Annotated in this window: 22 protein-coding genes and 1 pseudogene; 13 read left to right on the top strand and 10 right to left on the bottom strand. The window is 65.7% G+C overall.

Annotated elements, in window-relative coordinates:
- Positions 1 to 122 precede the first annotated feature (122 nt).
- From ABIG06_RS15750 to ABIG06_RS15760, 3 genes and pseudogenes are all read right to left on the bottom strand, one after another.
- On the bottom strand, positions 123 to 1,649 hold the full coding sequence (locus ABIG06_RS15750; protein ID WP_370137704.1) for an acyl-CoA synthetase: 1,527 nt from the start codon (positions 1,647 to 1,649) through the stop codon (positions 123 to 125).
- A 22-nt stretch (positions 1,650 to 1,671) separates the two neighbouring features.
- A pseudogene (locus tag ABIG06_RS15755) lies at positions 1,672 to 2,848 on the bottom strand (ABC transporter substrate-binding protein).
- Between the two features lie 34 nt (positions 2,849 to 2,882).
- On the bottom strand, positions 2,883 to 3,857 hold the full coding sequence (locus ABIG06_RS15760; protein WP_370137705.1) for an NAD(P)H-dependent flavin oxidoreductase: 975 nt from the start codon (positions 3,855 to 3,857) through the stop codon (positions 2,883 to 2,885).
- 181 nt (positions 3,858 to 4,038) lie between these two features.
- On the opposite strand from ABIG06_RS15760, the gene ABIG06_RS15765 reads away from it, so the two are divergent.
- Positions 4,039 to 4,926 (top strand): LysR family transcriptional regulator, encoded by an 888-nt coding sequence (locus ABIG06_RS15765; protein WP_370137707.1) that lies wholly within the window; start codon positions 4,039 to 4,041, stop codon positions 4,924 to 4,926.
- A gap of 146 nt (positions 4,927 to 5,072) precedes the next feature.
- On the opposite strand, the gene ABIG06_RS15770 is transcribed toward ABIG06_RS15765, so the two are convergent.
- Positions 5,073 to 5,726 (bottom strand): DNA-3-methyladenine glycosylase family protein, encoded by a 654-nt coding sequence (locus ABIG06_RS15770; RefSeq protein WP_370137708.1) that lies wholly within the window; start codon positions 5,724 to 5,726, stop codon positions 5,073 to 5,075.
- Positions 5,727 to 5,837: 111 nt separating this feature from the next.
- Here ABIG06_RS15770 and gluQRS point away from each other — a divergent pair, with 111 nt between their 5' ends.
- Both gluQRS and ABIG06_RS15780 read left to right on the top strand, forming a co-directional pair.
- Positions 5,838 to 6,710: a tRNA glutamyl-Q(34) synthetase GluQRS gene (gene gluQRS / locus ABIG06_RS15775; protein WP_124161355.1), complete on the top strand. Its 873-nt coding sequence runs from the start codon at positions 5,838 to 5,840 to the stop codon at positions 6,708 to 6,710.
- Between the two features lie 101 nt (positions 6,711 to 6,811).
- Positions 6,812 to 8,080, top strand: coding sequence for an ATP-binding protein (locus ABIG06_RS15780; RefSeq protein ID WP_370137710.1), 1,269 nt, complete (start codon positions 6,812 to 6,814; stop codon positions 8,078 to 8,080).
- On the opposite strand, the gene ABIG06_RS15785 is transcribed toward ABIG06_RS15780, so the two are convergent.
- Entirely contained in the window at positions 8,007 to 8,900 is an 894-nt protein-coding gene (locus tag ABIG06_RS15785; protein ID WP_124161357.1) for a YihY/virulence factor BrkB family protein, read from the bottom strand. The genes ABIG06_RS15780 and ABIG06_RS15785 overlap by 74 nt on opposite strands.
- A 293-nt stretch (positions 8,901 to 9,193) precedes the next feature.
- On the opposite strand from ABIG06_RS15785, the gene ABIG06_RS15790 reads away from it, so the two are divergent.
- From ABIG06_RS15790 to ABIG06_RS15815, 6 genes are all read left to right on the top strand, one after another.
- Entirely contained in the window at positions 9,194 to 9,388 is a 195-nt protein-coding gene (locus ABIG06_RS15790; protein ID WP_028178512.1) for a twin transmembrane helix small protein, read from the top strand.
- A gap of 89 nt (positions 9,389 to 9,477) precedes the next feature.
- Positions 9,478 to 10,050 (top strand): cob(I)yrinic acid a,c-diamide adenosyltransferase, encoded by a 573-nt coding sequence (locus ABIG06_RS15795; protein WP_370137712.1) that lies wholly within the window; start codon positions 9,478 to 9,480, stop codon positions 10,048 to 10,050.
- A 126-nt stretch (positions 10,051 to 10,176) separates the two neighbouring features.
- Complete coding sequence (locus tag ABIG06_RS15800; RefSeq protein ID WP_370137714.1) at positions 10,177 to 10,926, top strand: electron transfer flavoprotein subunit beta/FixA family protein; 750 nt, start codon at positions 10,177 to 10,179, stop codon at positions 10,924 to 10,926.
- Complete coding sequence (locus ABIG06_RS15805) at positions 10,926 to 11,870, top strand: electron transfer flavoprotein subunit alpha/FixB family protein (RefSeq protein WP_370137715.1); 945 nt, start codon at positions 10,926 to 10,928, stop codon at positions 11,868 to 11,870. The genes ABIG06_RS15800 and ABIG06_RS15805 overlap by 1 nt, the downstream gene beginning before the upstream one ends.
- 195 nt (positions 11,871 to 12,065) lie before the next feature.
- Positions 12,066 to 12,947, top strand: coding sequence for a 3-hydroxybutyryl-CoA dehydrogenase (locus tag ABIG06_RS15810; RefSeq protein ID WP_124161395.1), 882 nt, complete (start codon positions 12,066 to 12,068; stop codon positions 12,945 to 12,947).
- 71 nt (positions 12,948 to 13,018) lie between these two features.
- The gene (locus ABIG06_RS15815; RefSeq protein WP_124161361.1) at positions 13,019 to 13,213 is read left to right on the top strand and encodes a hypothetical protein; all 195 of its coding nucleotides are present in this window, start codon (positions 13,019 to 13,021) and stop codon (positions 13,211 to 13,213) included.
- Positions 13,214 to 13,217: 4 nt separating this feature from the next.
- Here ABIG06_RS15815 and tlpA read toward each other — a convergent pair whose 3' ends face one another.
- Positions 13,218 to 13,883, bottom strand: coding sequence for a thiol:disulfide interchange protein TlpA (gene tlpA, locus ABIG06_RS15820; RefSeq protein WP_370137717.1), 666 nt, complete (start codon positions 13,881 to 13,883; stop codon positions 13,218 to 13,220).
- Between the two features lie 105 nt (positions 13,884 to 13,988).
- Here tlpA and argH point away from each other — a divergent pair, with 105 nt between their 5' ends.
- The 3 genes from argH to lysA all read left to right on the top strand — a co-directional run bounded on the left by argH (position 13,989) and on the right by lysA (position 17,061).
- A complete protein-coding gene (gene argH / locus ABIG06_RS15825) occupies positions 13,989 to 15,386 on the top strand; it encodes an argininosuccinate lyase (protein WP_370137719.1) in 1,398 nt (465 codons plus the stop codon).
- Between the two features lie 92 nt (positions 15,387 to 15,478).
- Positions 15,479 to 15,772 (top strand): LPS translocon maturation chaperone LptM, encoded by a 294-nt coding sequence (gene lptM, locus ABIG06_RS15830; protein WP_124161364.1) that lies wholly within the window; start codon positions 15,479 to 15,481, stop codon positions 15,770 to 15,772.
- A 23-nt stretch (positions 15,773 to 15,795) separates the two neighbouring features.
- On the top strand, positions 15,796 to 17,061 hold the full coding sequence (gene lysA / locus ABIG06_RS15835) for a diaminopimelate decarboxylase (protein ID WP_370137721.1): 1,266 nt from the start codon (positions 15,796 to 15,798) through the stop codon (positions 17,059 to 17,061).
- A gap of 133 nt (positions 17,062 to 17,194) precedes the next feature.
- On the opposite strand, the gene ABIG06_RS15840 is transcribed toward lysA, so the two are convergent.
- Together ABIG06_RS15840 and ABIG06_RS15845 are read right to left on the bottom strand one after the other, a co-directional pair.
- A complete protein-coding gene (locus tag ABIG06_RS15840; RefSeq protein ID WP_370137723.1) occupies positions 17,195 to 18,085 on the bottom strand; it encodes an NAD(P)-dependent oxidoreductase in 891 nt (296 codons plus the stop codon).
- Positions 18,086 to 18,190: 105 nt separating this feature from the next.
- Positions 18,191 to 18,574 carry a carboxymuconolactone decarboxylase family protein gene (locus ABIG06_RS15845; protein ID WP_370137725.1) on the bottom strand — a complete coding sequence of 128 codons (384 nt, stop codon included), beginning with the start codon at positions 18,572 to 18,574 and terminating at the stop codon, positions 18,191 to 18,193.
- Between the two features lie 169 nt (positions 18,575 to 18,743).
- Here ABIG06_RS15845 and ABIG06_RS15850 point away from each other — a divergent pair, with 169 nt between their 5' ends.
- Positions 18,744 to 21,428, top strand: a complete 2,685-nt coding sequence (locus ABIG06_RS15850; RefSeq protein ID WP_370137726.1) for a TIGR02302 family protein — start codon at positions 18,744 to 18,746, stop codon at positions 21,426 to 21,428.
- 140 nt (positions 21,429 to 21,568) lie between these two features.
- On the opposite strand, the gene ABIG06_RS15855 is transcribed toward ABIG06_RS15850, so the two are convergent.
- A complete protein-coding gene (locus ABIG06_RS15855; protein ID WP_074124247.1) occupies positions 21,569 to 21,943 on the bottom strand; it encodes a response regulator in 375 nt (124 codons plus the stop codon).
- A 105-nt stretch (positions 21,944 to 22,048) separates the two neighbouring features.
- Positions 22,049 to 22,927 (bottom strand): MJ0042-type zinc finger domain-containing protein, encoded by an 879-nt coding sequence (locus ABIG06_RS15860; protein WP_370137728.1) that lies wholly within the window; start codon positions 22,925 to 22,927, stop codon positions 22,049 to 22,051.
- Positions 22,928 to 22,967: the final 40 nt, after the last annotated feature.

Here is a 22,967-nt window from a genome sequence, read left to right on the forward strand (position 1 = left end):
CGAACGCTATACGGTTTCGCCGCCCGCCAAAAGCGGCGAACCCGAGCGAGGCCGGCATGCGGCCCTGCCCGGACGGAATATGGCCCGGAATTCCAAGCGCGTGGACGCGGCCGGGGAACGATTTAAGCGCCAGCCGGCCTGTGGTTAGCCCAATAGGGATCGCGCAGCTTGCGCTTGAAGATCTTCCCGGTTGCCTCGCGGGGCAGCGCAGCCAGGAACTGGACTTCCTTCGGCACCTTGAAGTTGGCCAGCCGCTCGCGCAGGAAAGCCTGCACTGCGGTGGCGGAGAGCTGCGCACCCGGCTCCGGCTCGACGCAGGCGCACAAGCGCTCGCCGAATTCGTCGTCCGGAATGCCGAACACGGCGCAGTCGCGCACCCCACGCATTCCGATCAGCACGTTCTCGATCTCGGCAGGATAGATGTTGACGCCGCCCGAGATCACCATGTCGCGCTTGCGGTCGCACAGGAACAGATAGCCGTCCTCGTCGAGATAGCCGACATCGCCAACGCTGACGAGACCGTCGCGCCCGGCCTCGGCGCGCGCCTGCGCCTTGCCGTGATAGTCGAAATCGGGCACCGCGCTCTGGCGCATGTAGATCTCGCCGATCTCATTGGCGCCGCAGAGGCTGCCGTCCTCGCGGAATATCCTGACGATGCCGCCTTCGATGGCGCGGCCGACCGTGCCGGGCTTCTTCAGGGCCTCCTCGGCCGAGTGCCACACCGGGATGCCGGTCTCGGTCGAGCCGAAATATTCGTTGATGACCGGTCCCCACCAATCGATCATCGCCCGCTTCACCTCGGGCGGGCAGGGCGCCGCGCCGTGCACGACGAAGCGCAGGGACGACAGGTCGTAACGCTGCCTGACGGCCTCGGGCAGGCGGAGCAAGCGCACGAACATGGTCGGCACCATGTGGATGTGCGTCACACGGTGGCGTTCGATCAGCGCCAGCAGCTCCTCGGCGTCGAACCGCGCCTGGAGGACGATGGTGCAGCCGTTGCGGAAAGCCATCATGCCGTAGGAATGCGGCGCCGAATGATACATCGGCCCGTTGATCAGCACGACCTGGTCCTCGCGCGGCTTGATGCCGTAGGCGATCGCGCCGACGCGTTCGGAGGCCGCCGCCTGTTCGGGCTGCATCGGCATGCGCCGCACGCCTTTCGGCGTGCCCGTCGTCCCCGAGGTGTAGATCATCGCTGCGGCCCGGCGCGGCGGCTCCTGCATTTCCGGATGGCCGTCGCGCCAGCGGTCCCAATCGGTGAGCTCCGCCGGGACCTCGGTCAGCTCATGGGGAATGGCGAAGGTGGTCGCCAGCTCGGGCGGTGTCGCGACCACGAGCAGGCGGACATCCTCCGGAATGCCGCCGCGAATTTGCGGCAGCAAGTCGGTGTGGCAGATCAGGATTTTGGCGCCGCTGTCGGTCAGGATGTAGCGGACCTCCTCGGCCTTGAGGTGCCAGTTGATCGGCACCACCGGGCTGCCCAGTGCCGCCGAGGCCGCGACCATCTCGAACAGGGCGAAGTCGTTGCGAAGCATCATGGCGACCGGGGCGCCTTCGGCAAGCCCGAGGGTACGAAGGCCACTCGCCGCGCGTCTGATGCGCGCCTGGATCTCGTCATAGCCGATCCGGCGTTCGCCGCTGATGATCATGGTCTGTCCTGTTCCGCTCGAGTCAGCGATCGTCCAGCACGTCGCCGAAGCCGACCCAGCTCTTGCCGTTGAACCGCCGTAGCTGAAGCTGCTGGAACGGCAGATAGTCGTCGGGGCCGGTGCTCACACTGATGCCGGGCAACAGCAGCGGGAGCTTCACCTCCTTCAGCGAGGCGGCCTGGCGCATGATGTTCTCGCGGCTGAAATCATCCTTGCACGCCTTCAGCACGGTCATGAGCAGCGTCGCGTAGTGGTAGCCGGCCCCGTAGTTCGAGTTGGAGAGGTCCGCGTTCGGCATGTATTGCTTCATGAAGGCGAAGTACTCCCTCACGCCGGGATCGCTGGCCCATTGCGGGTCCATCGTGTCCTTGTTGTTCGACGAGATCAGGCCGATGGCATTGTCGAGCCCCGCCGGCTCCAGGAACGAGATCGACGAGGCCGAGGTCGGCACGAAGAACAGCTCGGGCTTCCAGCCGATCTCGGCGACGGATGATCTGCGAGGTGAACTTGCCGAGCACGACGCCGAACAGCACGTCGGCCCCTGACGCCTTCAGGGTGGAGAGCTGCGAGCTGATCGTCGGTGCGCTGGTCTCGTAGGTCGCTTCCGCAACGATCATGCCGGCAGCCTTGTTGCCGAGCGCGCGCTTGAAGCCGGCGACGTAGTCGCGACCGAAATCGTCGTTCTGGGAGAGGATGGCGATCTTGGCGCCCGGCTTGGTGCGCAGCACATGCTTGGCATAGACGACGCCTTCGGATTCATAGGCGGCCATGCCGGGCATGGTCCATGGATATTTCTGCGGATCGGCCCATTTGGTCGCGCCGGAAAGCACAAACAGCTGCGGCACCTTCTTGCCGTTGAGGTAGCGATGCACGGCGCTGTTGGTGGCGGTGCCGAGCGAGCCGAACAGCATCAGCACTTCGTCCTGCTCCACCAGCTTGCGGGTCTGCTCGACCGTCTTCGGCGGCGAGTAGGCATCGTCCAGCGTGATGAACTTGACCTTGCGGCCGTTGATGCCGCCCTCGGCATTGATCTTCTCGAAGAACGCCTCCTGCGTCCGGCCGATCGCGCCGAAGCCGGAGGCCGGGCCGCTATAGGGCAGGGTCTGCCCGATCCGGATCTCGTCGGAGCCTTCGGCATGGGCGCTGCCGGTTGCGAGCGTCAGCAACGACAGGCCGATCAGTGCGGCTGCCAGCTTCATGGTGTCCTCCCGTTGTTGTTTTCGGTCCGAGTCGTTAGGCACTGGCGCGCATCAGGAAATCCTGCCTCGCCTGATCGAATTCACCCTTCATGCGGTCGACGAGCTCCGCGACGGGCGGGGCATCGGTGATCTGGCCGATGCCCTGGCCCGATCCCCAGATGTCGCGCCACGCCTTGGATTTCATGTTGCCGCCGGAGCCGAAATTCATCTTCGATTTGTCGGCGGCGGGGAGGTTGTCCGGATCGAGGCCGGCGGCAGCGATCGACGGGCCGAGATAATTGCCGTGCACGCCGGTGAACAGGTTGGTGTAGACGATGTCGTGCGCGGAGTGCTGCGTCAGCGCCGACTTGTAGGCCTCGTCGGCGTTGGCCTCCTGCGTCGCGATGAAGCGCGTGCCCATATAGGCGAGGTCGGCGCCCAGCGTCAGCGCCGAGGCGATGCCATAGCCGTCGCTGATCGCGCCCGACAGCAGGACGGCGCCGTCAAACCATTGCTTGACCTCGCGCACCAGCGCAAAGGGCGACAGCGTGCCGGCGTGTCCGCCTGCACCGGCGCAGACCAGGATCAGGCCGTCGACACCCTGCTCGGCCGCTTTGCGCGCGTGCTTGACGTTGATGACGTCGTGGAACACCAGCCCGCCATAGGAATGCGCGGCCTCGACGATCTCCGCCGGCGGCCGCAGCGAGGTGATGATGATCGGCGCCTTGTGCTTGACGCAGGTCTCCATGTCCTTCATCAGCCGGTCGTTGGAGGCATGGCAGATCTGGTTGACGGCGTAGGGCGCGACCTTCTTGCCGGGATTGCGCGATTTGTACTCGCCGAGCTCGTCTTCGATCCGGCTCAGCCATTCGCCGAGCTTCTCGACCGGGCGGGCATTGAGCGCGGGAAAGGAGCCGACGACGCCCGCCTTGCACTGAGCGATCACCAGTTCCGGGCCGGAGACGATGAACAGCGGCGAGCCGACCACGGGCAGCTCGAGCGAATCCTTCAAGAGAGTGGGCAGTGCCATCATGTCCTCCCGAAACGCAGCCCCGCCGGCGGGCGGATGACGAGGCGTTTCCGTATTGATTGTCGCGCGGGCGTATTGGGCCGCCCGGGCCGCGGATTTGATCCCCATTATAAGGTTGGACGGCGCGGTCCGGCCGTTCAATAATGAACGGACGATCATTCAGGTATGAACAGGGCTGCCGATGGATTGGGACCTTTGCAAGACCTTCGTCGCGGTCGCCGATACCGGCAGCTTCACCGCCGCCGCCCGCCGCCTGCACACCAGCCATCCCACCGTCAGCCGCAAGATCGCGGCGCTGGAAGCCCAGCTCGGCACAAGATTGGTGGCGCGCGCCGCCGACGGCCTGGCGCTGACCGCGGATGGACGGACCTTGCGCGAGCACGCCGAGGCCATGGCGGCGGCGGCGCTACGGGCCGAGACCGCGGTGGCGGCGAAGGGACAGAAGGCGCGCGGCATCGTCAAGCTGTCGATCGGCGCGACGTTGGCCTCGCATTGGCTGATGCCGCGCCTGCCCGCCTTCCTGCGTGCACACGATCATATTCAGCTCGAGATCATCACGCATCCGTTTCCGGCGAGCGTGCGCCGTCGCGAGGCAGACGTGGTGCTGCGGCCCTTCGACAGCGGCGAGGAGAACCTGGTCGGCCGCAAGATCGGCCGTCTCGGCACGGGATTTTATGCCTCGCGCGATTATGCCGCCGGGCGGTCCTTGCCCGAACGGCGCGGCGAGTGGAAGGAGCACAGCGTCATCGGCTTCGCCGACCAGACGTCCAATGCGCAGCTCGCGCGCTGGAGCGACGTCATCACGCGGCAGGCGAGGGTGGTGATGCGCTGCTCGTCCCAGGGAGACATGCTGGCGGCGGTCCGCGCCGGAATCGGAATCTCCGCGCTCTCGTGCTTCGTCGCCGAAGCCTATTCCGATCTCATGCGCGTCGCCCCCCAGAAGCTCGCCAGCGTCGCGGATCTATGGCTGCTGGCCCATCCCGACCTCGTCGAGCTTCCGGCGGTGCGCGCCGTGGTAGACTTCGTCGCCGAATGCGCCCGGGCAGACCGCGCGAGGCTGCGCGGTTAGGGTCTCGTGCCCCGGACGCAGCGCAACACGCAGTGTTGCGCTGCTGATCCGGGGCCCGTGCATCCATCTCGCGACGCTCATGGGTCCCGGCTCTGCGGCGCGTCACTTCGTGCCGCACCGCGTCCGGGACACCGCATCTGTCATGATCAGGCTTGGCCCGCGAGCACGCCCTCGCGCTTCTTCACCGCGCGATAATAGCTCCACCATAGATGCGCGGCCGCGCCGCGCAGCGGACGCCAGGGTTCGGCGAGCGGCGCCATCTGCTTCTCCGTCGGCCGCGCCTTCAGACCGAGTCCGATGCGGATGCCCTCCTGCACGGCGAGGTCGCCGGCCGGCCAAGCGTCGCCGTGGCCGAGGCAGAACAGCAGGTAGACGTCGGCGGTCCAGGGGCCGATGCCGGGCAGCGCGATCAGCGTGTGATGGGCGGCATCGGCATCTTCCTCCGCGAGCACGTCGAGGTTCAGCCGCTCGGCGGCGATTTCGCGTGCCAGATGCTTCAGCGTCTTGATCTTCGCGGCGGAGAGGCCGAGCCGCCCCAGCCGGTCGGTGCGGGCGCGGCGCACAGTGTCATGGTCGAACGGATCGAACGCGGCCGACAGCCGACCCCAGATCGCGGCGGCACTCGCGGTCGAGAGCTGCTGCCCGCAGACGATGTGCGCAAGGCCCGTAAAGCCCGGCTCGCGCCGCCGCAGCGCCGGCATGCCCGCGATCTCGAGCACCGGCTTGAGGCGCGGATCGCGCTTGATCAGCGCGTGGACGGCCTCTTCGAGATCGGACTGGGTTTCGAGGTGGATGGTCATTGCGGCCCTGCTCGTCATGCGCGGGCTTGACCCGCGCATCCATCTCCTATCGTAACAGAGTCTTGGAGGATCGATGGCCGGGTCAAGCCCGGCCATGACGAGATTCATGTGATGGCACCACCCGTTTTCCGATTTGCCCCCAGCCCCAACGGCTTCCTGCATCTCGGCCACGCCTATTCCGCGCTGCTCAACCTCAAGCGCGCGCGAGAGACCGGCGGCCGGTTGCTGTTACGGATCGAGGACATCGACGGGGCGCGCTGCCGGCCGGACTATGAGACGGCGATCTACGAGGACCTCGCCTGGCTCGGCATTATCTGGGAGGCACCGGTGCGGCGGCAGTCCGAACATCTCGCCGATTATCGCGCCGCGCTGGAAAAGCTCTCCGCCCTCGGTCTCGTCTATCCCGCCTTCGAAAGCCGCGCCGAGATCGCAAGGCTCATCGCCGCGCGCGAGGTGCATGGGCCGTGGCCGCGCGATCCCGACGGTGCGCCGCTTTATCCCGGCGACGCCAAATCACTCTCGGCTGACGAGCGCGCGCGGTTGGTCGCCTCGGGCGCGCCCTATGCGCTGCGGCTCGACATGCAGGCCGCCTGCCGCCGTGCCGCCCGTCTGAGCTGGAATGAACTCGGCGAGGGGCCGGACGGCGAGCGCGGCATCGTCCCGGCGCGGCCGGAGGCGTGGGGCGACGTGATCCTGGCCCGCAAGGAGACGCCGACCAGCTACCATCTGTCGGTTGTGGTCGACGACGCGCTCCAGGGCGTCAGCGAGATCGTGCGGGGCCAGGACCTGTTTTACGCTACCTCGGTGCACCGCTTGCTCCAGGTCCTGCTCGGCCTGCCCGAGCCCGCCTACCGCCATCACCGGCTGATTCGCGATGAGGCAGGCCGGAAGCTGTCGAAATCGAGCCGGTCGACCGGTTTGCGCGAATTGCGCGCGGCCGGCATCATGCCCGCCCGCATCCGCCAGCTGTTGGGATTAGGTTAAGTTTCTCTGGGGGTTAGCAAAACGTCGCCGTGACTCCGGGGGTTCCTCCGTGCCATGCTCGGCCCGCGCGGGGTTCGAAGAGAGTACTTCGAAGGGGATTCATGGCGGCGAAAACGCGTCCAGTGCGCACCACACGGACGTCCAGGCAGCTGCCTCGGAAGCGCTCCAAGGCGGCCGGAAAGGTGCGCAAGCGCAGCACCAAGGCGGTCGCGCCGGACGTGGTCCAGGCGGCGCTGGCCGCCTTTGCCCATGAGGTCCGCACCCCCCTGACCGGCATTCTTGCGATCAGCGATCTGCTCGCGACTTCCGATCTCGGCGAACGGGAGCGCCGGTGGGCCGATACCATCAAGGCCGGCGCCGAGCATCTTGCGAGTCTCGCCACGCTGTTCGTGGATGCCGCCAGAACCGGCAAGGGAACGGCGAAGGGCGGCAGCACGCTGCGGCAGGACCTGTTCGACCTGCGGACGCTCGCCCGCAACGCCGGCGATTCGCTGGCCGGCCGCGCCGCGGCCAAAGGTCTCCAGGCCGAGGTCGGGATCTCCGAAAAGCTCCCTGGACTCGTGGTCGGTGATCCCGTCCGCTTGCGCGCCGCGCTCGAGAACCTGATCGACAATGCCGTGAAATTCACCGATCAGGGCGGCGTGGCGCTCGCAGTCGAGCCGTGGCGTCCCGCCAAGGCCAAAGCAACAGGCAAGGGCAGGGTCGGCGTCTCCTTTGCGGTGTCCGATAGCGGCATCGGCCTCACCATGGCCGAGATCAAGCGGCTGTTCCGCCCGTTCACCCAGGCCAATGTCACCATCGCCTCACGCTTCGGCGGCGCCGGCTTGGGGCTCTCCTCGGTCAAGCAATTGGCGCGTGCGATGGGCGGCGATATCGCCGTCGCCCCGCGCCGAGGCGGCGGCGCCACCTTCACGCTGACGGTGGCGCTGGATGCCACGGGATCGGGCAAAAGCCGCAAGGCGAAGGGCGGCAGCGAGCCCGCGGCGATCGCGGGCCTTCGCGTGCTCAGCGTCGAGGACAATCCGTTCGGCCGCGTCGTGCTCAACACGATCCTGACCGAGCTCGGCCATCATGCCGAGTTCATCGGACGCGGCGAGGACGCGGTCGGCCGGCTGGAGCAGAGCGCGTTCGACGCGGTGCTGATGGACATGGTACTGCCGGGTATCGACGGTATCGAGGCCATCAGGCGGATCCGCGCGCTGCCGACGCCGCTGGCTCGGATCCCGATCATCGGCGTGTCCGGCCGCGGCGAGGACGAGGCAGCTTCGCGTGCGGCCGGCGCCGACGCCTTCCTGGTCAAGCCTGTGTCTCCGCGGGCCTTAGCGACTGCGCTGCTTGAAGCGACACGCCGTGAGGTAGCCGCGATTTGATGATCGCGGCGTTGAGCTCACCGCCGTAAACGAAGATCGCGGCGATGAAATACAGGAACACCAGCGCGATGATCACCGAGGCGAGGCCCGCATACATGGTCACGTAGTTGTTGGCGAAGCGCGCCAGGTATTGGCCGAACACGATGCTCGAGATCAATGACGCCACGATGGTGAAGACGATGCCGGGCAATATCTGCAGGAAGCTGCGCCGTCCCGCCGGCAGCCAGGCGTGCAGGATGAGCAGTGCGATCACCAGCGCGCCGATGGAGATGCCGTAGCGCACCCAGGTGAGGATGCTCTCGTTGGATTCGACGAACAGCGGAATGTGGCGCCGCGCCGCCTCGATAATGAGCGGACCGAGCACGATCAGGAACGCCATGGCGAGCGCCGTGAACGCCGCTATGATCGTATAGGCAATCGATTCCAGCCGGAGCCAGTACCAGCTTCGCATCTCCACCACCGCATAGGCGCGGTTGAGCGCGACCCGCAGCGCCTCGACGCCGTTCGAGGCGAAATAGACCGACAGCGCCGCGCCGATGGTCAAAAGGCCGGTCCGGGTGGTGGTCAGCACGTCATGCACCTCGCCCGAGATCGAATCGGCGACTTGCTTGGGCCAGACCTGGAGCATCAGGCTGGCGGCCTGGTCGGCGAGTTCCTTGGAGCCGAAGAAGCCGGCGAGCGCGGTCAGCACGATCAGGAACGGGAACAACGCCATCAGCGTCGATAGCGCGATGTGGCTCGCGATCGCCCAGCCGTCATCGGCGAGGAAGGTGTAGAACGCATCCACCGCGACGACGTAGATGTAGCGGATCGCTTTCACTGGGCACCTACACCGCTGCTCTCTCCCCCTGCGCGCAGAGAGATCGAGAGAACAGGCAATTGGCGCAAATCGGAAATCATCGCGCTACCATCTGATATTATTGCCCCAAAAGCCAGTTCGCGAAGCGCCGCGCTGTCATTCCGGGGCGCGCGCAGCGCGGGCCCGAAATCCATTCCGCCGCAGCCTATGTGGCCCGATGGATTCCGGGTTCGATGCTGCCATCGCCCCGGAATGACGCCGGAGCCTGTCGCGGCACCATGGCGGACCGCCGCACACGGTGTTATCTACGGCCAATGGCATCTCTCCTAAGTACTTTCATTTTGCCGGCGGCAGCCGGCGCCGTGGCGTTGGTGCTGCTGCTCGGGCTCATCAACATGATGCGCGGCGGCTCGCCCAATACCTCGCAGAAGCTGATGCGCTGGCGCGTGCTGCTTCAGTTCGTGGCGATCATCATCGCGATGCTCGCGGTGTGGGCGATGGGGAGGTAGGTCATGATCCGGACCCGAAGGGCCGCCTTTAGCGAAAAGTGCGCCGTGGTTTTCCGACAAGGTCATGCCCAAAAATCAAGGAAACCAGCATGGTGGTGCTGAACCGCATCTACACGAAGACCGGTGACGACGGCACGACGGCGCTCGGAACCGGCGAGCGGCGTCCGAAACACGATCTGCGCATCGAGGCCTATGGCACCGTCGACGAGACCAATGCCGCGATCGGCATGGTCAGGCTCCACACCTCCGGCATGCCCGAACTCGATGCGATGCTCGGCCGCATCCAGAATGATCTGTTCGATCTCGGCGCCGATCTCGCCGTGCCCGAACGGGAGGGGAAAGCCGAGCGGCTGCGGGTGGTGACGAGCCAGGTCGAGCGGCTCGAGCGCGACATCGACACTCTCAACGAGAAGCTCGCGCCGCTGACCTCCTTCGTGCTTCCCGGCGGCACGCCGGCCGCCGCCCATTTGCATGTGGCACGCACCATATGCCGCAGGGCGGAACGCGTCATCGTGAAACTGGCGGCCCGGCCCGGCGAGCCGGTCAGTGCGGCTGGCATCCAATATATGAATCGCCTGTCCGATTTCCTGTTCGTGGCCAGCAGGGCCGCTAACGGCAATGGCGCTGGCGACGTGCTCTGGGTTCCCGGCCAGAACCGCTGACCCATCGAGCGCCTGCATTACAGAAGGCCAAAATTAGACCCGTTCGCGCGTTGACCGGGGCAGATCAGGCCTTTAGGTTCCGCGCCAGTTGATAACCCCCCTTCCAAATTGAGTGAAAGAGGATCGATGAAGGTCTTAGTGCCGGTAAAGCGGGTGGTCGATTACAACGTCAAGGTCCGCGTCAAGGGCGATGGATCGGGCGTTGAACTCGCCAACGTCAAGATGTCCATGAACCCGTTCGACGAAATCGCAGTCGAGGAAGCGCTGCGCCTGAAGGAAGGCGGCAAGGCCACCGAGGTCGTGGTGGTCTCCATCGGACCTGCGCAGGCATCGGAGACGATCCGCACTGGCCTCGCCATGGGCGCCGACCGCGGCATCCTGGTGAAGGCCGAAGGCGCCGTCGAGCCGCTCGCCGTCGCCAAGATCCTGAAGAAGGTTGCGGAAGACGAGCAGCCGGGCCTTATCATTCTCGGCAAGCAGGCGATCGACGACGACTCGAACCAGACCGGCCAGATGCTGGCCGCGCTGCTCGGCTGGTCGCAGGCGACCTTCGCTTCGAAGCTCGAGGTCGAAGGGTCCGACTTCAAGGTCACGCGCGAAGTCGATGGCGGCCTCCAGACCGTCAAGCTGAAGGGACCGGCGATCGTCACCACCGATCTCCGTCTCAACGAGCCGCGCTACGCCTCGCTGCCCAACATCATGAAGGCGAAGAAGAAGCCGATCGCGGAGAAGACCGTCGCCGATTACCGGGTCGACGTTACCGCGCGTCTTGAGGTTCTCAAGACGACCGAACCGGCGGGCCGCAAGGCGGGCGTCAAGGTCAAGGACGTCGCCGAGCTGGTGTCGAAACTCAAGAACGAAGCCGGGGTGCTCTGATGACGACGCTTCTGATTGCCGAACACGACAATGCGTCGCTCAAGGATGCGACCAACAAGGCCCTGACCGCGGCTGCCGCGCTCGGCGCGGACGTCGAGGTGCTGGTCGCCGGAAAGAATGCCAAGGCCGCGGCGGATGCCGCTGCCAAGCTCGCCGGCGTCAAGAAGGTGCTGCTCGCCGATGGCGACCTCTACGCGCACGATCTCGCCGAGCCGCTTGCTGCGCTGGTCGTCTCGCTGGCTTCCGGCTATGACGCGATCGTCGCGCCGGCGACCTCGCGCTTCAAGAACGTGATGCCCCGCGTCGCCGCTCTGCTCGACGTCATGCAGGTCTCGGAGATCATCAAGGTGGTCGCGCCCGATACCTTCGAGCGCCCGATCTATGCCGGCAACGCCATCCAGACGGTGAAGTCGAAGGACGCCAAGAAGGTCATCACGGTGCGGACCTCGACCTTCGCCGCAGCGGGCGAGGGTGGCAGCGCCGCGGTCGAGAACGTGGCGGCGGCTGCCGATCCAGGCTTGTCGTCGTTCGTCGGCGAGGAGGTTGCCAAGAGCGACCGTCCCGAGCTGACCTCGGCCAAGATCATCGTCTCCGGTGGCCGTGCCATGCAGAGCCGCGAGAATTTCGCCAAGTACATCGAGCCGCTTGCCGACAAGCTCGGCGCCGGCGTCGGCGCCTCGCGCGCGGCGGTCGATGCGGGCTATGCGCCGAACGATTGGCAGGTCGGGCAGACCGGCAAGGTCGTGGCGCCCGAGCTCTATGTCGCGGTCGGCATTTCCGGCGCCATCCAGCATCTGGCCGGCATGAAAGACTCCAAGGTGATCGTTGCGATCAACAAGGACGAGGATGCACCGATCTTCCAGGTTGCCGATTACGGCCTGGTCGCCGATCTCTACCAGGCGGTTCCGGAGCTGACGGCCGAACTTGGCAAGCTCGGCAAGTAAAAGGCATCGAAAACACCGGCCGGAGGTATACACTCCGGCCGGTGTTGCATTTCTGAGGCGTTTTCTTTGGCGTGGGGCACGCCTTCGAAGCGATCCAATCTAGGTTTCGAGCCAAGGTTCTGATTAAATCGGACCTCCCGGCTCAAGGGGATAGGCAGGGTGCGCTCGTCGCGCGCCGTTCCGGTGGATGACATGATGGCGGCAGTGATCAAGAAGGTCGGCGTGATCGGCGCGGGTCAGATGGGCAATGGCATCGCGCATGTCGCGGCGCTCGCCGGCTTCGACGTGGTGCTCAACGACATCTCGCCCGACCGCCTCAAGTCGGGCATGGCCACCATCAACGGCAATCTGGCGCGCCAGGTCTCGAAGAAGGCCGTCAGCGAGGACGACAAGGTCAAGGCGATGGCGCGCATCACGCCCGCCGAAAAACTCGACGATCTCGCCGATTGCGACCTCGTGATCGAGACCGCGGTCGAGAAGGAAGAGGTCAAGCGCAAGATCTTCCACGAGCTCTGTGCGGTGTTGAAGCCGGAGGCGATCGTCGCTTCCGATACGTCCTCGATCTCGATCACGCGGCTTGCCGCCGCCACCGATCGCCCGGAGCGCTTCATCGGCATTCACTTCATGAACCCGGTGCCGCTGATGGAGCTGGTCGAGCTGATCCGCGGCATCGCCACCGACGACTCCACCTTCGAGACCGCCAAGGAATTCGTCGGCAAGCTCGGCAAGCAGGTCGCGGTCTCCGAGGATTTCCCGGCCTTCATCGTCAACCGCATCCTGCTGCCGATGATCAACGAGGCGATCTACACGCTGTATGAAGGCGTCGGCAATGTCGAGGCGATCGACGCCGCGATGAAACTCGGGGCCCACCATCCCATGGGCCCGCTCGAGCTCGCCGATTTCATCGGCCTCGATACCTGCCTCTCCATCATGCAGGTGCTGCACGAGGGGCTGGCGGACTCCAAGTACCGCCCGTGCCCGCTGCTGGTGAAATATGTCGAGGCCGGTTGGCTCGGCCGCAAGACCCAGCGCGGCTTCTACGACTACCGTGGTGCCAAGCCGGTTCCGACGCGCTGATCCGCTTCGTGCCAATTCATGTCGCGTTAACCTCTCGCGCCTAGGTTACGGCCGGTAAGAGGGTTCGCGTAATGGACATGATGGCGATGGTCAGCACCATGCTGGCCGCTCAGCAAGGCGCGCTGCAATCGAATATCGCAGCGACGCTGACCAAGCAGAACATGGACATGGAAAAGTCGACTGTCCTGACGCTGATGGGCGCAGGCCAGCCCTCGCTGGCCAATGTCGGCCCCGGCGTCGGCGGCAATCTCAACGTCGCCGCCTGAATTCCTAAAGCGATGCTGCGGCCTTGCCCGTCGCGGCCCGGATCAGCTTGAGCGCGTCCTCGCTCGCCCATTCCGCCGGCCCCGCAATCGTCGCGATCTCGCAGCCCTGCGGGTCGACCAGAACTGAGGTCGGCATGCCGAGCGCCCGGCCTATAGCCTTAAGATCCTGGAAAACTTTGGCTTTCTGGTCGCTGAAATAGCCGAGCCGCGTCAGGTTGGCCTCTTTCAGGAAGGTCTTGGGCTTGTCCGGGTCGCGGGTGTCGATATTGATCGCCACCACTTCGAAATTCGGGCCTGACAGCTTGCCCTGGAGCTCGTCCAGCGCCGGCATCTCCTTGCGGCAGGGCACGCACCAGGTCGCCCAGAGGTTCACCAGCAGTGTCTTGCCGCGGAAATCGGACAGCTTCTTCGGCTTGCCGTCGGAATCCTCGAAGGCGAGGTCGGGCAGTTTCAACGGGGCGCGCGCCATGGTCAGTGCCGCCACCTCGCCATGGGCGAGTGGCGCGATCTTCTGCGCGGTCGCGACCGCCGACCGGCAGGCGGGATCGCCGCTGGGCGACCGGCCCAGGCCGAGCCCATACAGCGCGGCGAAGCCGGCCAGTCCTCCGATCGCCACCGTGGCGATGACGAGGGGGATGCGGCGCGTGGCGGCGGGCTTATTGTCGAGCATATCGTTTGTCATCCGGTCGCAGATATGGCTATCAGGGGCCTCTTAATACGGCTGGCCGAGGCCAGCAAACGTGGCTAGCGACAGGCAAGGCGTGAGCAGGGGATCATGAGCAACAAGATGTGGGGCGGCCGGTTCTCGGAACGTCCCGATGAGATCATGGAAGAGATCAACGTCTCCATCGACGTCGATCGTCACCTCTTCGCCCAGGACATTGCCGCGTCCAAGGCCCACGCTGCGATGCTGGCCACGCAGGGCATCATCACAGCCTCTGATGCGAAAAATATCGGCAAGGGTCTAGACACGATTTTGTCAGAGATCGGCAAGGGTGGCTTCGAATTCAAACGCGCGCTCGAGGACATCCATATGAATGTCGAGAGCCGCCTGTCGGAGCTGATCGGCCCCGCCGCCGGCCGCCTGCATACGGCGCGCTCGCGCAACGATCAGGTCGCGACCGATTTCCGCCTGTTCGTCCGCGACGTCATCGACGAGACCGATGCCGCGCTCGCCGCGTTCCAGCAGGTGCTGGTCGAGCGTGCCCTGGAGCATGCCGGCACCGTGATGCCCGGCTTCACGCATCTGCAGACGGCGCAGCCCGTCACCTTCGGCCACCATTTGCTCGCTTATGTCGAGATGGCCGCGCGTGATCGCGGCCGTTTCCAGGATGCGCGCAAGCGGCTGAACGAATCCCCGCTGGGCGCGGCCGCGCTCGCCGGGACCTCGTTCCCGATCGACCGCCACGCCACCGCCAAGGCGCTCCTGTTCGACCGCCCGATGGCGAACTCGCTGGATGCCGTGTCCGACCGCGACTTCGTGCTGGAGACGCTGTCGGCCGCCGCGATCTGTGCCGTGCACATGTCGCGCTTTGCCGAGGAGATCGTGATCTGGACCTCGCCGCTGGTCGGCCTTGTCAGGCTCAGCGACAAGTTCACCACGGGCTCCTCGATCATGCCGCAGAAGCGCAATCCTGATGCCGCCGAGCTCGTGCGCGCCAAGACGGGTCGCGTCATCGGCGCGCTCAACGGCCTGCTGATCGTCATGAAGGGTCTGCCGCTCGCCTATCAAAAGGACATGCAGGAGGACAAGCAGGGTGCCATGGAAGGCTTTGCCGCGCTGTCGCTGGCGATCCGCGCGATGACCGGCATGGTCCGCGACCTCGTGCCGGATGAAGCCAAGATGAGAGCGGCCGCGGGCGAGGGCTACGCCACCGCGACCGATCTCGCCGACTGGCTGGTGCGGACGCTGAAGATGCCGTTCCGGGAGGCCCATCACGTCACCGGCCGCATCGTCGCCAAGGCCGCCGAGGGGAGCGTCGCGCTGCACGAGCTGCCGCTCAAGGAGATGCAGGCGATCGAGCCCAAAATCACCAAGGACGTGTTCGGCGTGCTCTCGGTCGAATCGTCGGTGAAGAGCCGCACCAGCTTTGGCGGCACCGCGCCGAAGAACGTCGCGTCCCAGGCCAAGGCCTGGGCGAAGCGGCTGGAAAAAGAGCGAAAATCGGGCTGAGGGCAAAATTCGCTTATGTTTCATGGTCATCCGGCTCTCGCCAGAGCGCGCCAATCTCTGTATGGTGCGCCCCGCGTAGTGGGGATTTCGTCGTGACGTCAAAGTTTCGCCCGACCGGCTCGGGGTGGGCCATCATTGTCTTGAGCCTGACGGCGCTTGCGCTTGCCGGCTGTGGCCGCAAGGGCCCGCTGGACTTGCCGCCGACCGCCTCCAACGCGTCCACGGCCAGCGGTGCCGCCCCTCTTGATACCGAGACCGAAGCTCAGAGGACGCCGAGCGTGTTCAATCCCACCTACGGTGCGGATGCCGCGCCCGCAGCGGCCAAGGGCAGGAAGAAGCCGTTTATTCTCGACCCGCTCCTGGACGAACCTCCCGGCAAGAAATAAGCCGGGACAACCGAGCCTGTGCCATGAACCATTTCGACTACCGCAACGGCGTGCTGCACGCCGAGGCGGTGAACCTGTCCGAGCTTGCCGCCAACGTCGGCACGCCGTTCTATTGCTATTCGACCGCGACGCTGGAGCGGCACTACCGCGTCTTCGCCGATGCCTTCGCCGGCGAGAAGGCGCTGGTCTGCTACGCCATGAAGGCGAATTCCAACCAGTCGGTGCTGCGCACGCTGGCCAGGCTCGGTGCCGGCGCCGATGTCGTCTCCGGTGGTGAATTGAAGCGCGCGCTGGCTGCCGGTTTCCCGGCAAGCAAGATCGTGTTCTCCGGCGTCGGCAAGACGGAAGAGGAGCTGCGCGCCGCGCTTGCCGCCGACATCCTCTGCCTCAACGTGGAATCCGAGCCCGAGCTCGAATCGTTGTCGAGCCTTGCGACCGAGATGGGCAAGACCGCGCGGATCTCGCTTCGCGTCAATCCGGACGTCGATGCCGGCACGCATGCCAAGATTTCGACCGGCAAGTCCGAGAACAAGTTCGGCATCCCGATCGCGCATGCGCGCGAGGTCTATGCGCGCGCCGCCAGGCTCCCCGGCATCGAAGTGACCGGCACCGACGTGCATATCGGCAGCCAGATCACCGACCTCTCCAACATGGAGACCGCGTTCCGCATCCTCGCCGAATTCGTGCAGACGCTACGCGCCGACGGCCACGACATCTCGCATGTCGATTTCGGCGGCGGCCTCGGCATCCCCTATTACATGGACCGCGAGGCGCCGCCGGCGCCCGACGCCTATGCCGCCATGGTCAAGCGCGTCAGCCACAATCTCGGCTGCACGCTGATGTTCGAGCCGGGCCGCATGATCGTCGGCAATGCCGGCATCCTGGTTGCCAAGGTCATCTATGTGAAGCATGGCGACGGCAAGAACTTCGTCATCATTGACGCCGCCATGAACGACCTGATCCGCCCGACGCTGTATGAGGCCTATCACGACCTCCTGCCGGTGAAGCAGCCGGCCAAGGGCGCCGCCACGATCATGGCCGACGTCGTCGGGCCGGTCTGCGAGACCGGCGACTATCTCGCGCTCGACCGCACGCTGCCGGCGCCGAAGGCCGGCGACCTGCTCGCCATCATGACGGCCGGCGCCTACGGCGCCGTCCAGGCCGGCACCTACAACACGCGCCCGCTGGTGCCCGAGGTGCTGGTGAAGGGCGATCAATACGCCGTGGTGCGCCCGCGCATCGAGGTGGAACAGCTCATTGCAATGGATCGGCCTGCACCCTGGCTGTGAGGGCACACTCAAAACCCGCAAAACAACCCCATGCACAGTAGCTCGGGGTTGTCGGCAGAACGATTGCCTGTCGGATAAAACCGCTTGATTTGGAAGGCAGATCAAGCGGCAACCGTGCCCACCCCCGTGAGCGCTATTTTTGTCCGCCGACGACGACTCCGGCCTTCTTCTCGATCGGCTTGATCGCCGCGGTGAAGTCGGATTCGGCGCCTTCCGCGCTGATCACGGTCTCCCATAGCCGCCCGACCGCATCGGCAACCTCCATCGACAGGCCGAGCTGCTTCATCTCCTCCAGCGCCAGCCGCACGTCCTTCACCATCAGCCCCGTGGCGAAGCCGAAGTCGAACGTGCGCGGCAGCACCGAGCGCGGAAACTTGTCGCGGCTCGCCGTGTTCATGCCCGAGCCGGCATTGATGACGTCGATCATCACGGCGGGATCGAGCCCGGCTTTCACGCCCATCACCACCGCTTCCGAGGTCGCCACGATCGCAGTAGCCGACAGGAAATTGTTGGCGAGCTTCATGGTCTGCGCCGCACCGGGCTTCTCGCCGATGAAGAACACTTTTCCAATGACGTCGAGCGCGGGTTTCAGCAGCTCGAACTCGGCCCTAGGCCCCGACACCATCACCGCCAGCGTGCCCTTCTCGGCGCCGCCGACGCCGCCGGAGACGGGACAGTCGATCTGCACGATGTTGCGCTCGGCGAGCAGGCCGTGAATCTTCGTTGCCATCGTCGAGCCGACCGTGGAGAGATCGACGAAGCGTCTTGCGCGCCTGCCCTCGATCACGCCGTTCGCTCCCGTGGCGACGTCGAGCGAAGCCTGCAGCGAAGGCAGACTCGCCATCACGGTCTCGACCTGATCGGCGACGTCCTTCGGCGACGCCGCCGCAGTCGCGCCGCGCGCCACCAGCTCGCCTGTGACCTCCTTGCGCGTATCGAACACGACGAGCTTGTGCCCAGCCTCGATCAGCCGCCGCGCCATCGGGAAGCCCATGTTTCCGAGCCCGATGAATCCGATGTCCATGGTGTTTCCTTTATTGCTTCTTTGTCGTTGTGGAAAATGCGCGTTCCATCCCCGATGTCGTCCCGGATCGGCGCTCCGCTTGTCCGGGACGACAGCAGGAATTGGCTACGCCTTCCCGTCGATTTCCGCGAAAACCTCGCGCGCGATGCGGAAACTGTCGACCGCGGCCGGCATGCCGCCGTAGATCGCGACCTGCATCAGGATCTCGCGGATCTCCTCGCGCGTCACGCCATTGGTCAGCGCGCCCTTGAGATGCGCGCGAAACTCGTGCTGGCGGTTGAGGATCGCGATCATGGCGATGTTGAGCATGCTGCGGGTCTTGCGCGGCAGCTCCTCGCGTCCCCACACCGTGCCCCAGCAATATTCGTTGAGCATCTCCTGGAACGGGCGGTTGAAATCATCGACGTTCTTCAGGGCGTTGTTGACATAGGTTTCGCCCAGCACCGCTTTGCGGACTTCCAGGCCCTTGTCGTGCATCTTCTTGTCCATGGCGTTTCCTTCGTTTCCCTCAGGGATGGCGCGCGGAAATTACGGGGTTGCACCGGGCCAGTCACGTCCTCGTGTTATGCGGGAAAAGGGGGTTCTCCCGTACAGGAACGGATGCCTCAGTGCTGCCGTTGTGATAGGCTCTTCTCTACCGGGCAACCTGGAGAGTTGATTGAACGGCGTCACCCCCGACCCGTCAGACCCGATCCGCGGCAGTGATGCGCTGTCGCGGCTGAAGCTGGCGCAGGCCCTCGATCGGGCTACTTATGCCATCGCGTGGGAACGTGCCTGGCCCAATGCGGCGCGCCTTCTGACCGTCGTCGGCCTGTTCCTGGTGGTGTCCTGGGCCGGTCTGTGGCTGGCACTGCCGTTCATCGCCCGGGCCATCGGTCTCGCCCTTTTCGCCGCGATCGCGGTCGCCGCCCTGTTCCCGTTGATTGGCTTCCGCTGGCCGACCCGCGCGGAAGCGCTGGTGCGGCTCGACCGTGGCTCCGGGATCCGTCACCGCCCGGCCACCACGCTCACGGACACACTGACCTCGCAAGACCCGGTTGCGCAGGCGTTGTGGCAGGCGCAGCGCGAGCGGACGCTGGCGTCCATCAAGCGCATCCGCGCCGGTCTGCCGCACCCGCGGCTCGCGCTTCACGATCCCTGGGCGCTGCGCGCGCTGGTCATGGTGATGCTGGTTGCGACCTTCTTCGCCGCCGGTGACGAGCGTGCGATGCGGCTTGGCGCCGCCTTCGACTGGAACGGGGTCTTGGCGCCGAGCAATGTTCGCGTCGATGCCTGGGTCACGCCGCCGCTGTATACCGGCAAGCCTCCGGTCATCCTGTCGGCTGCCAACAAGGAAGCTGCGGCGTTGCCCGCCAGCGGCCCGCTCGCCGTCCCCGCCGGCTCGACCCTGATCGTGCGCTCCTCAGGCGGCAACCTGGATGTCGCCGTCTCCGGCGGCCTCAAGGAGGTTGCGCCCACCGAAGCCAGCCCCAAGGGGACCAACGAGAGGCATTTTGCCATCTCCGGCGACGGCACGGCGCATGTCCGCGCGCCTTCCGGCCAGCCACAATGGGCCTTTGCGGCAACACCGGACCATCCGCCGACGATCGCACTTGCCAAGGACCCGGAACGCCAGGCGCGCGGCGCGCTGCAGCTCTCCTACAAGATCGAGGACGATTACGGCGTCACCGGTGCCACGGCGAAGTTTGCTCCGCGATCGATCGGTGCCCGGGATGGCGCCAAGGACGACGCCAACGACGCCAAGGATGCGGCGAAGGCTGCTCCCGGCGATAAGGCTGCCGCCGGCGATGGCGACACCAGGACGGCGCCGCGTCCGCTGTTCCAGCCGCCGCAATTCCCGCTTGCGCTGCCGAATGCGCGGACCCGCAACGGCGTCGGACAGTCGGTGAAGGATCTCAGCGAGGATCCCTATGCCGGCGCCGAGGTCACGCTGACCCTCACGGCCAAGGACGAGGCCGGCAATGAGGCCACAAGCGAACCGTTCAACATGCGGCTGCCCGAACGGCTTTTCACCAAGCCGCTGGCACGTGCACTGATCGAGCAGCGCCGCATTCTCGCGCTCGACGCCAACAAGAATTCCGACGTGTATGCCGCGCTCGACGCGCTGATGATCGCGCCCGAGATGTTTACGCCGGAGCCCGGACAATATCTCGGCCTCCACAGCGTTGCCCGACAGCTCGAGGCCGCACGTACCGATGATGCCCTGCGCGAGGTCGTGGCAAGCCTATGGGCGTTAGCGGTGACGATCGAGGACGGCAAGATCTCCGATGTCGAGAAGGCATTGCGTGCGGCTCAGGATGCGTTGAAGCAGGCGCTGGAGCGCGGCGCGAGCGACGAAGAGATCAAGAAGCTCACGCAGGATCTGCGTCAGGCGCTGAACGATTTCATGCGCCAGCTCGCCGAGCAGTTCCGCAACAACAATGACCCGCAGCAGCTGGCGCGGCCGCTCGACCCGAACACCAAAGTTCTGCGCCAGCAGGATCTGCAGAACATGATCGACCGGATGGAGCGCCTGTCGCGCTCCGGCGACAAGGATGCCGCCAAACAATTGCTCGATCAGCTCCAGCAGATGCTGGAAGGCCTCCAGATGGCGCAGCCGGGGCAGTCCGGCGAGAGCGACATGGAGCAGGCGCTCAACGAGCTCGGCGACATGATCCGCAAGCAGCAGCAATTGCGCGACAAGACTTTCAAGCAGGGTCAGGATTCCCGGCGCGATCGCTCGCGCGGCAAGCAGCAGGGCGATCAGTCCATGTCGGAGCTGCAGGAGGACCAGCAGGGGCTGCGCGACCGTCTCAAGAAGCTGCAGGACGAGCTTGCCAAGCGCGGCCTCGGGCAGAAGGGAGAAAAGGGCCAGAAAGGCCAACAGGGGCAGAAGGGCCAGCAAGGGGACCAGGGCCAGCCCGGCCAGAACGGCGATCAGGACGGTGATCAGGGCGATGACGGCAGTCTGGATGCTGCCGACGGTGCCATGGGCGATGCGGGATCAAAGCTCGGCGAGGGCAATGCCGACGGCGCCGTGGACTCGCAGGGCAAGGCGCTCGACGCGATGCGCAAGGGTGCGCAGAAGATGGCCGAGGCGATGCAGCAGGGCGATGGTGACGGCCAGGGCGACGGCCCCGGCCAGCGCGCCGGCCGTCAGCAGAGCGGTGGCAACCAGACCGACCCGCTGGGCCGTCCGCTGCATGGGCGCGAATATGGCGACGATTATACGGTCAAGATTCCCGGCGAGATCGACACCCAGCGTGTCCGCCGCATTCTCGAAGAGCTCCGCCGCCGTCTCGGCGATCCCTCGCGGCCGCAGATCGAGCTCGACTATCTCGAGCGGCTGCTGAAGGAGTTTTAACTCCACACTCGGTGTCATCGCCCGGCTTGATCGGGCGATCCAGTACGCCGAGACCGCAGTGATTGAATCGAGAAGCAGCGGCGTACTGGATGCCCCGACTTCGCGGGGCATGACAGCGGCATGTGTGGCGAATGCTGCCGCTAGCCCTTCTTCGCCGCCAGCGCGTCGGCGACCGCCGTGCGGATATCCGCGACCGAGAAAGGCTTGGTCACGACGTCATGCACCAGCGCATTCAGGTTCGAGGCGCGCTCGCGCTGGTCGGCAAAGCCGGTCATCAGCAAAATTGTCAGATCGGGGAAATCGCGCGCGGCGGAGAGCGCCAGCGCGATGCCGTCCATGACCGGCATCTGGATGTCGGTGAGCAACAGGTCGAAGGCGCCGTCCTCGCGGGTCAGGATCTCCAGCGCCTCGGCGCCGTCCTGGGCGGTGACGGTCTCGTGGCCGTCCATGGCGATGGCGCGCGCCACCAGCTGGCGCATCGAATCCTCGTCATCGGCGATCAGGATTTTCGGCATGAGACCAACCTTGTGATCAACCTTCCCTGCGGGACCTCGAGCATCATCCGGCAAAGTGCGAAGCGGTTTTCCGAACAGATCATGCTCCAATCATAGCCGGATCGGTCATACGCTGCCGCCGGCAATGTCGCGCCGGTTGAAGAAGCGAACGTCGATATTGCGGCCCTCCGGCGGCGGCGAGGCAAGACGCGAGCGGAAGAACGCGCGCTCGCCGGGCCGCAGCACGGCCTGTTCCAGAACCGTATTCCAGGCGTAGATTTCAGCTCCCTGCGCGTCGCGCACGGCAAAGCGCAGCCGCGGGATGTCGAGCGGCTTCTTGCCCTCGCCGACGATCACGCCCTCGATTACCAGCACCTGCTTACCATCCACGGTCTCGCTGGAGAGCTTGACGTCCTTGAAGGCGAGGCCCCGCAGATTCACTTCGAGCCCAACCATCTTGTAGAACGCCGCCGTCTGGGGCAGCAGCCGCACCACGTCGCTGCGCCAGATCGTAAGCGCCAGCACCAGCGCGCCCATCGCAGCGCAGGCGATCGGCAGGCCAAAATAGGATCTGCGCGGAGCCGTGGCGGGGACCGGGCGGCTCACCCGCGCGCCGCGGCGGGGGAACAGGCCGCGGAACCAGGACTGGTGCTGCGCGCCGGCGACTTCCTCTTCAGCCTGCCGGGCCGCCGCTGACCACTCGTCCTCGGTTTCGCGGGCCTGCTCATCCGGCCAGTCGCTGGCGATTGAGGGGCTGTCGACGACAGGCGCATCTGCGGCGCCGTCGTCATTGGCATAGGAGTTCCATTGCTCGGCGAGGTCGGACTGGTCGTCGCCGCGGCTGGCAGCCGCCATGGCCGGGACGGATGCCTCCTCGATGGCATCCTCCGCATGGGCGATCCAGGTCTCCTTGCAGCGGGAGCAGCGCACCGCCCGTCCGTTTGCCCCAAGGCTCGCGAGCTTGATGGCGTAGGATGTCATACAATGGGGGCAGACGATATGCATGGACGAGCCTTGATGCACGAACGAGGACGAACCTTGACGA

This window comes from Bradyrhizobium sp. USDA 326, from assembly GCF_049739485.1.
GTDB lineage: Bacteria > Pseudomonadota > Alphaproteobacteria > Rhizobiales > Xanthobacteraceae > Bradyrhizobium.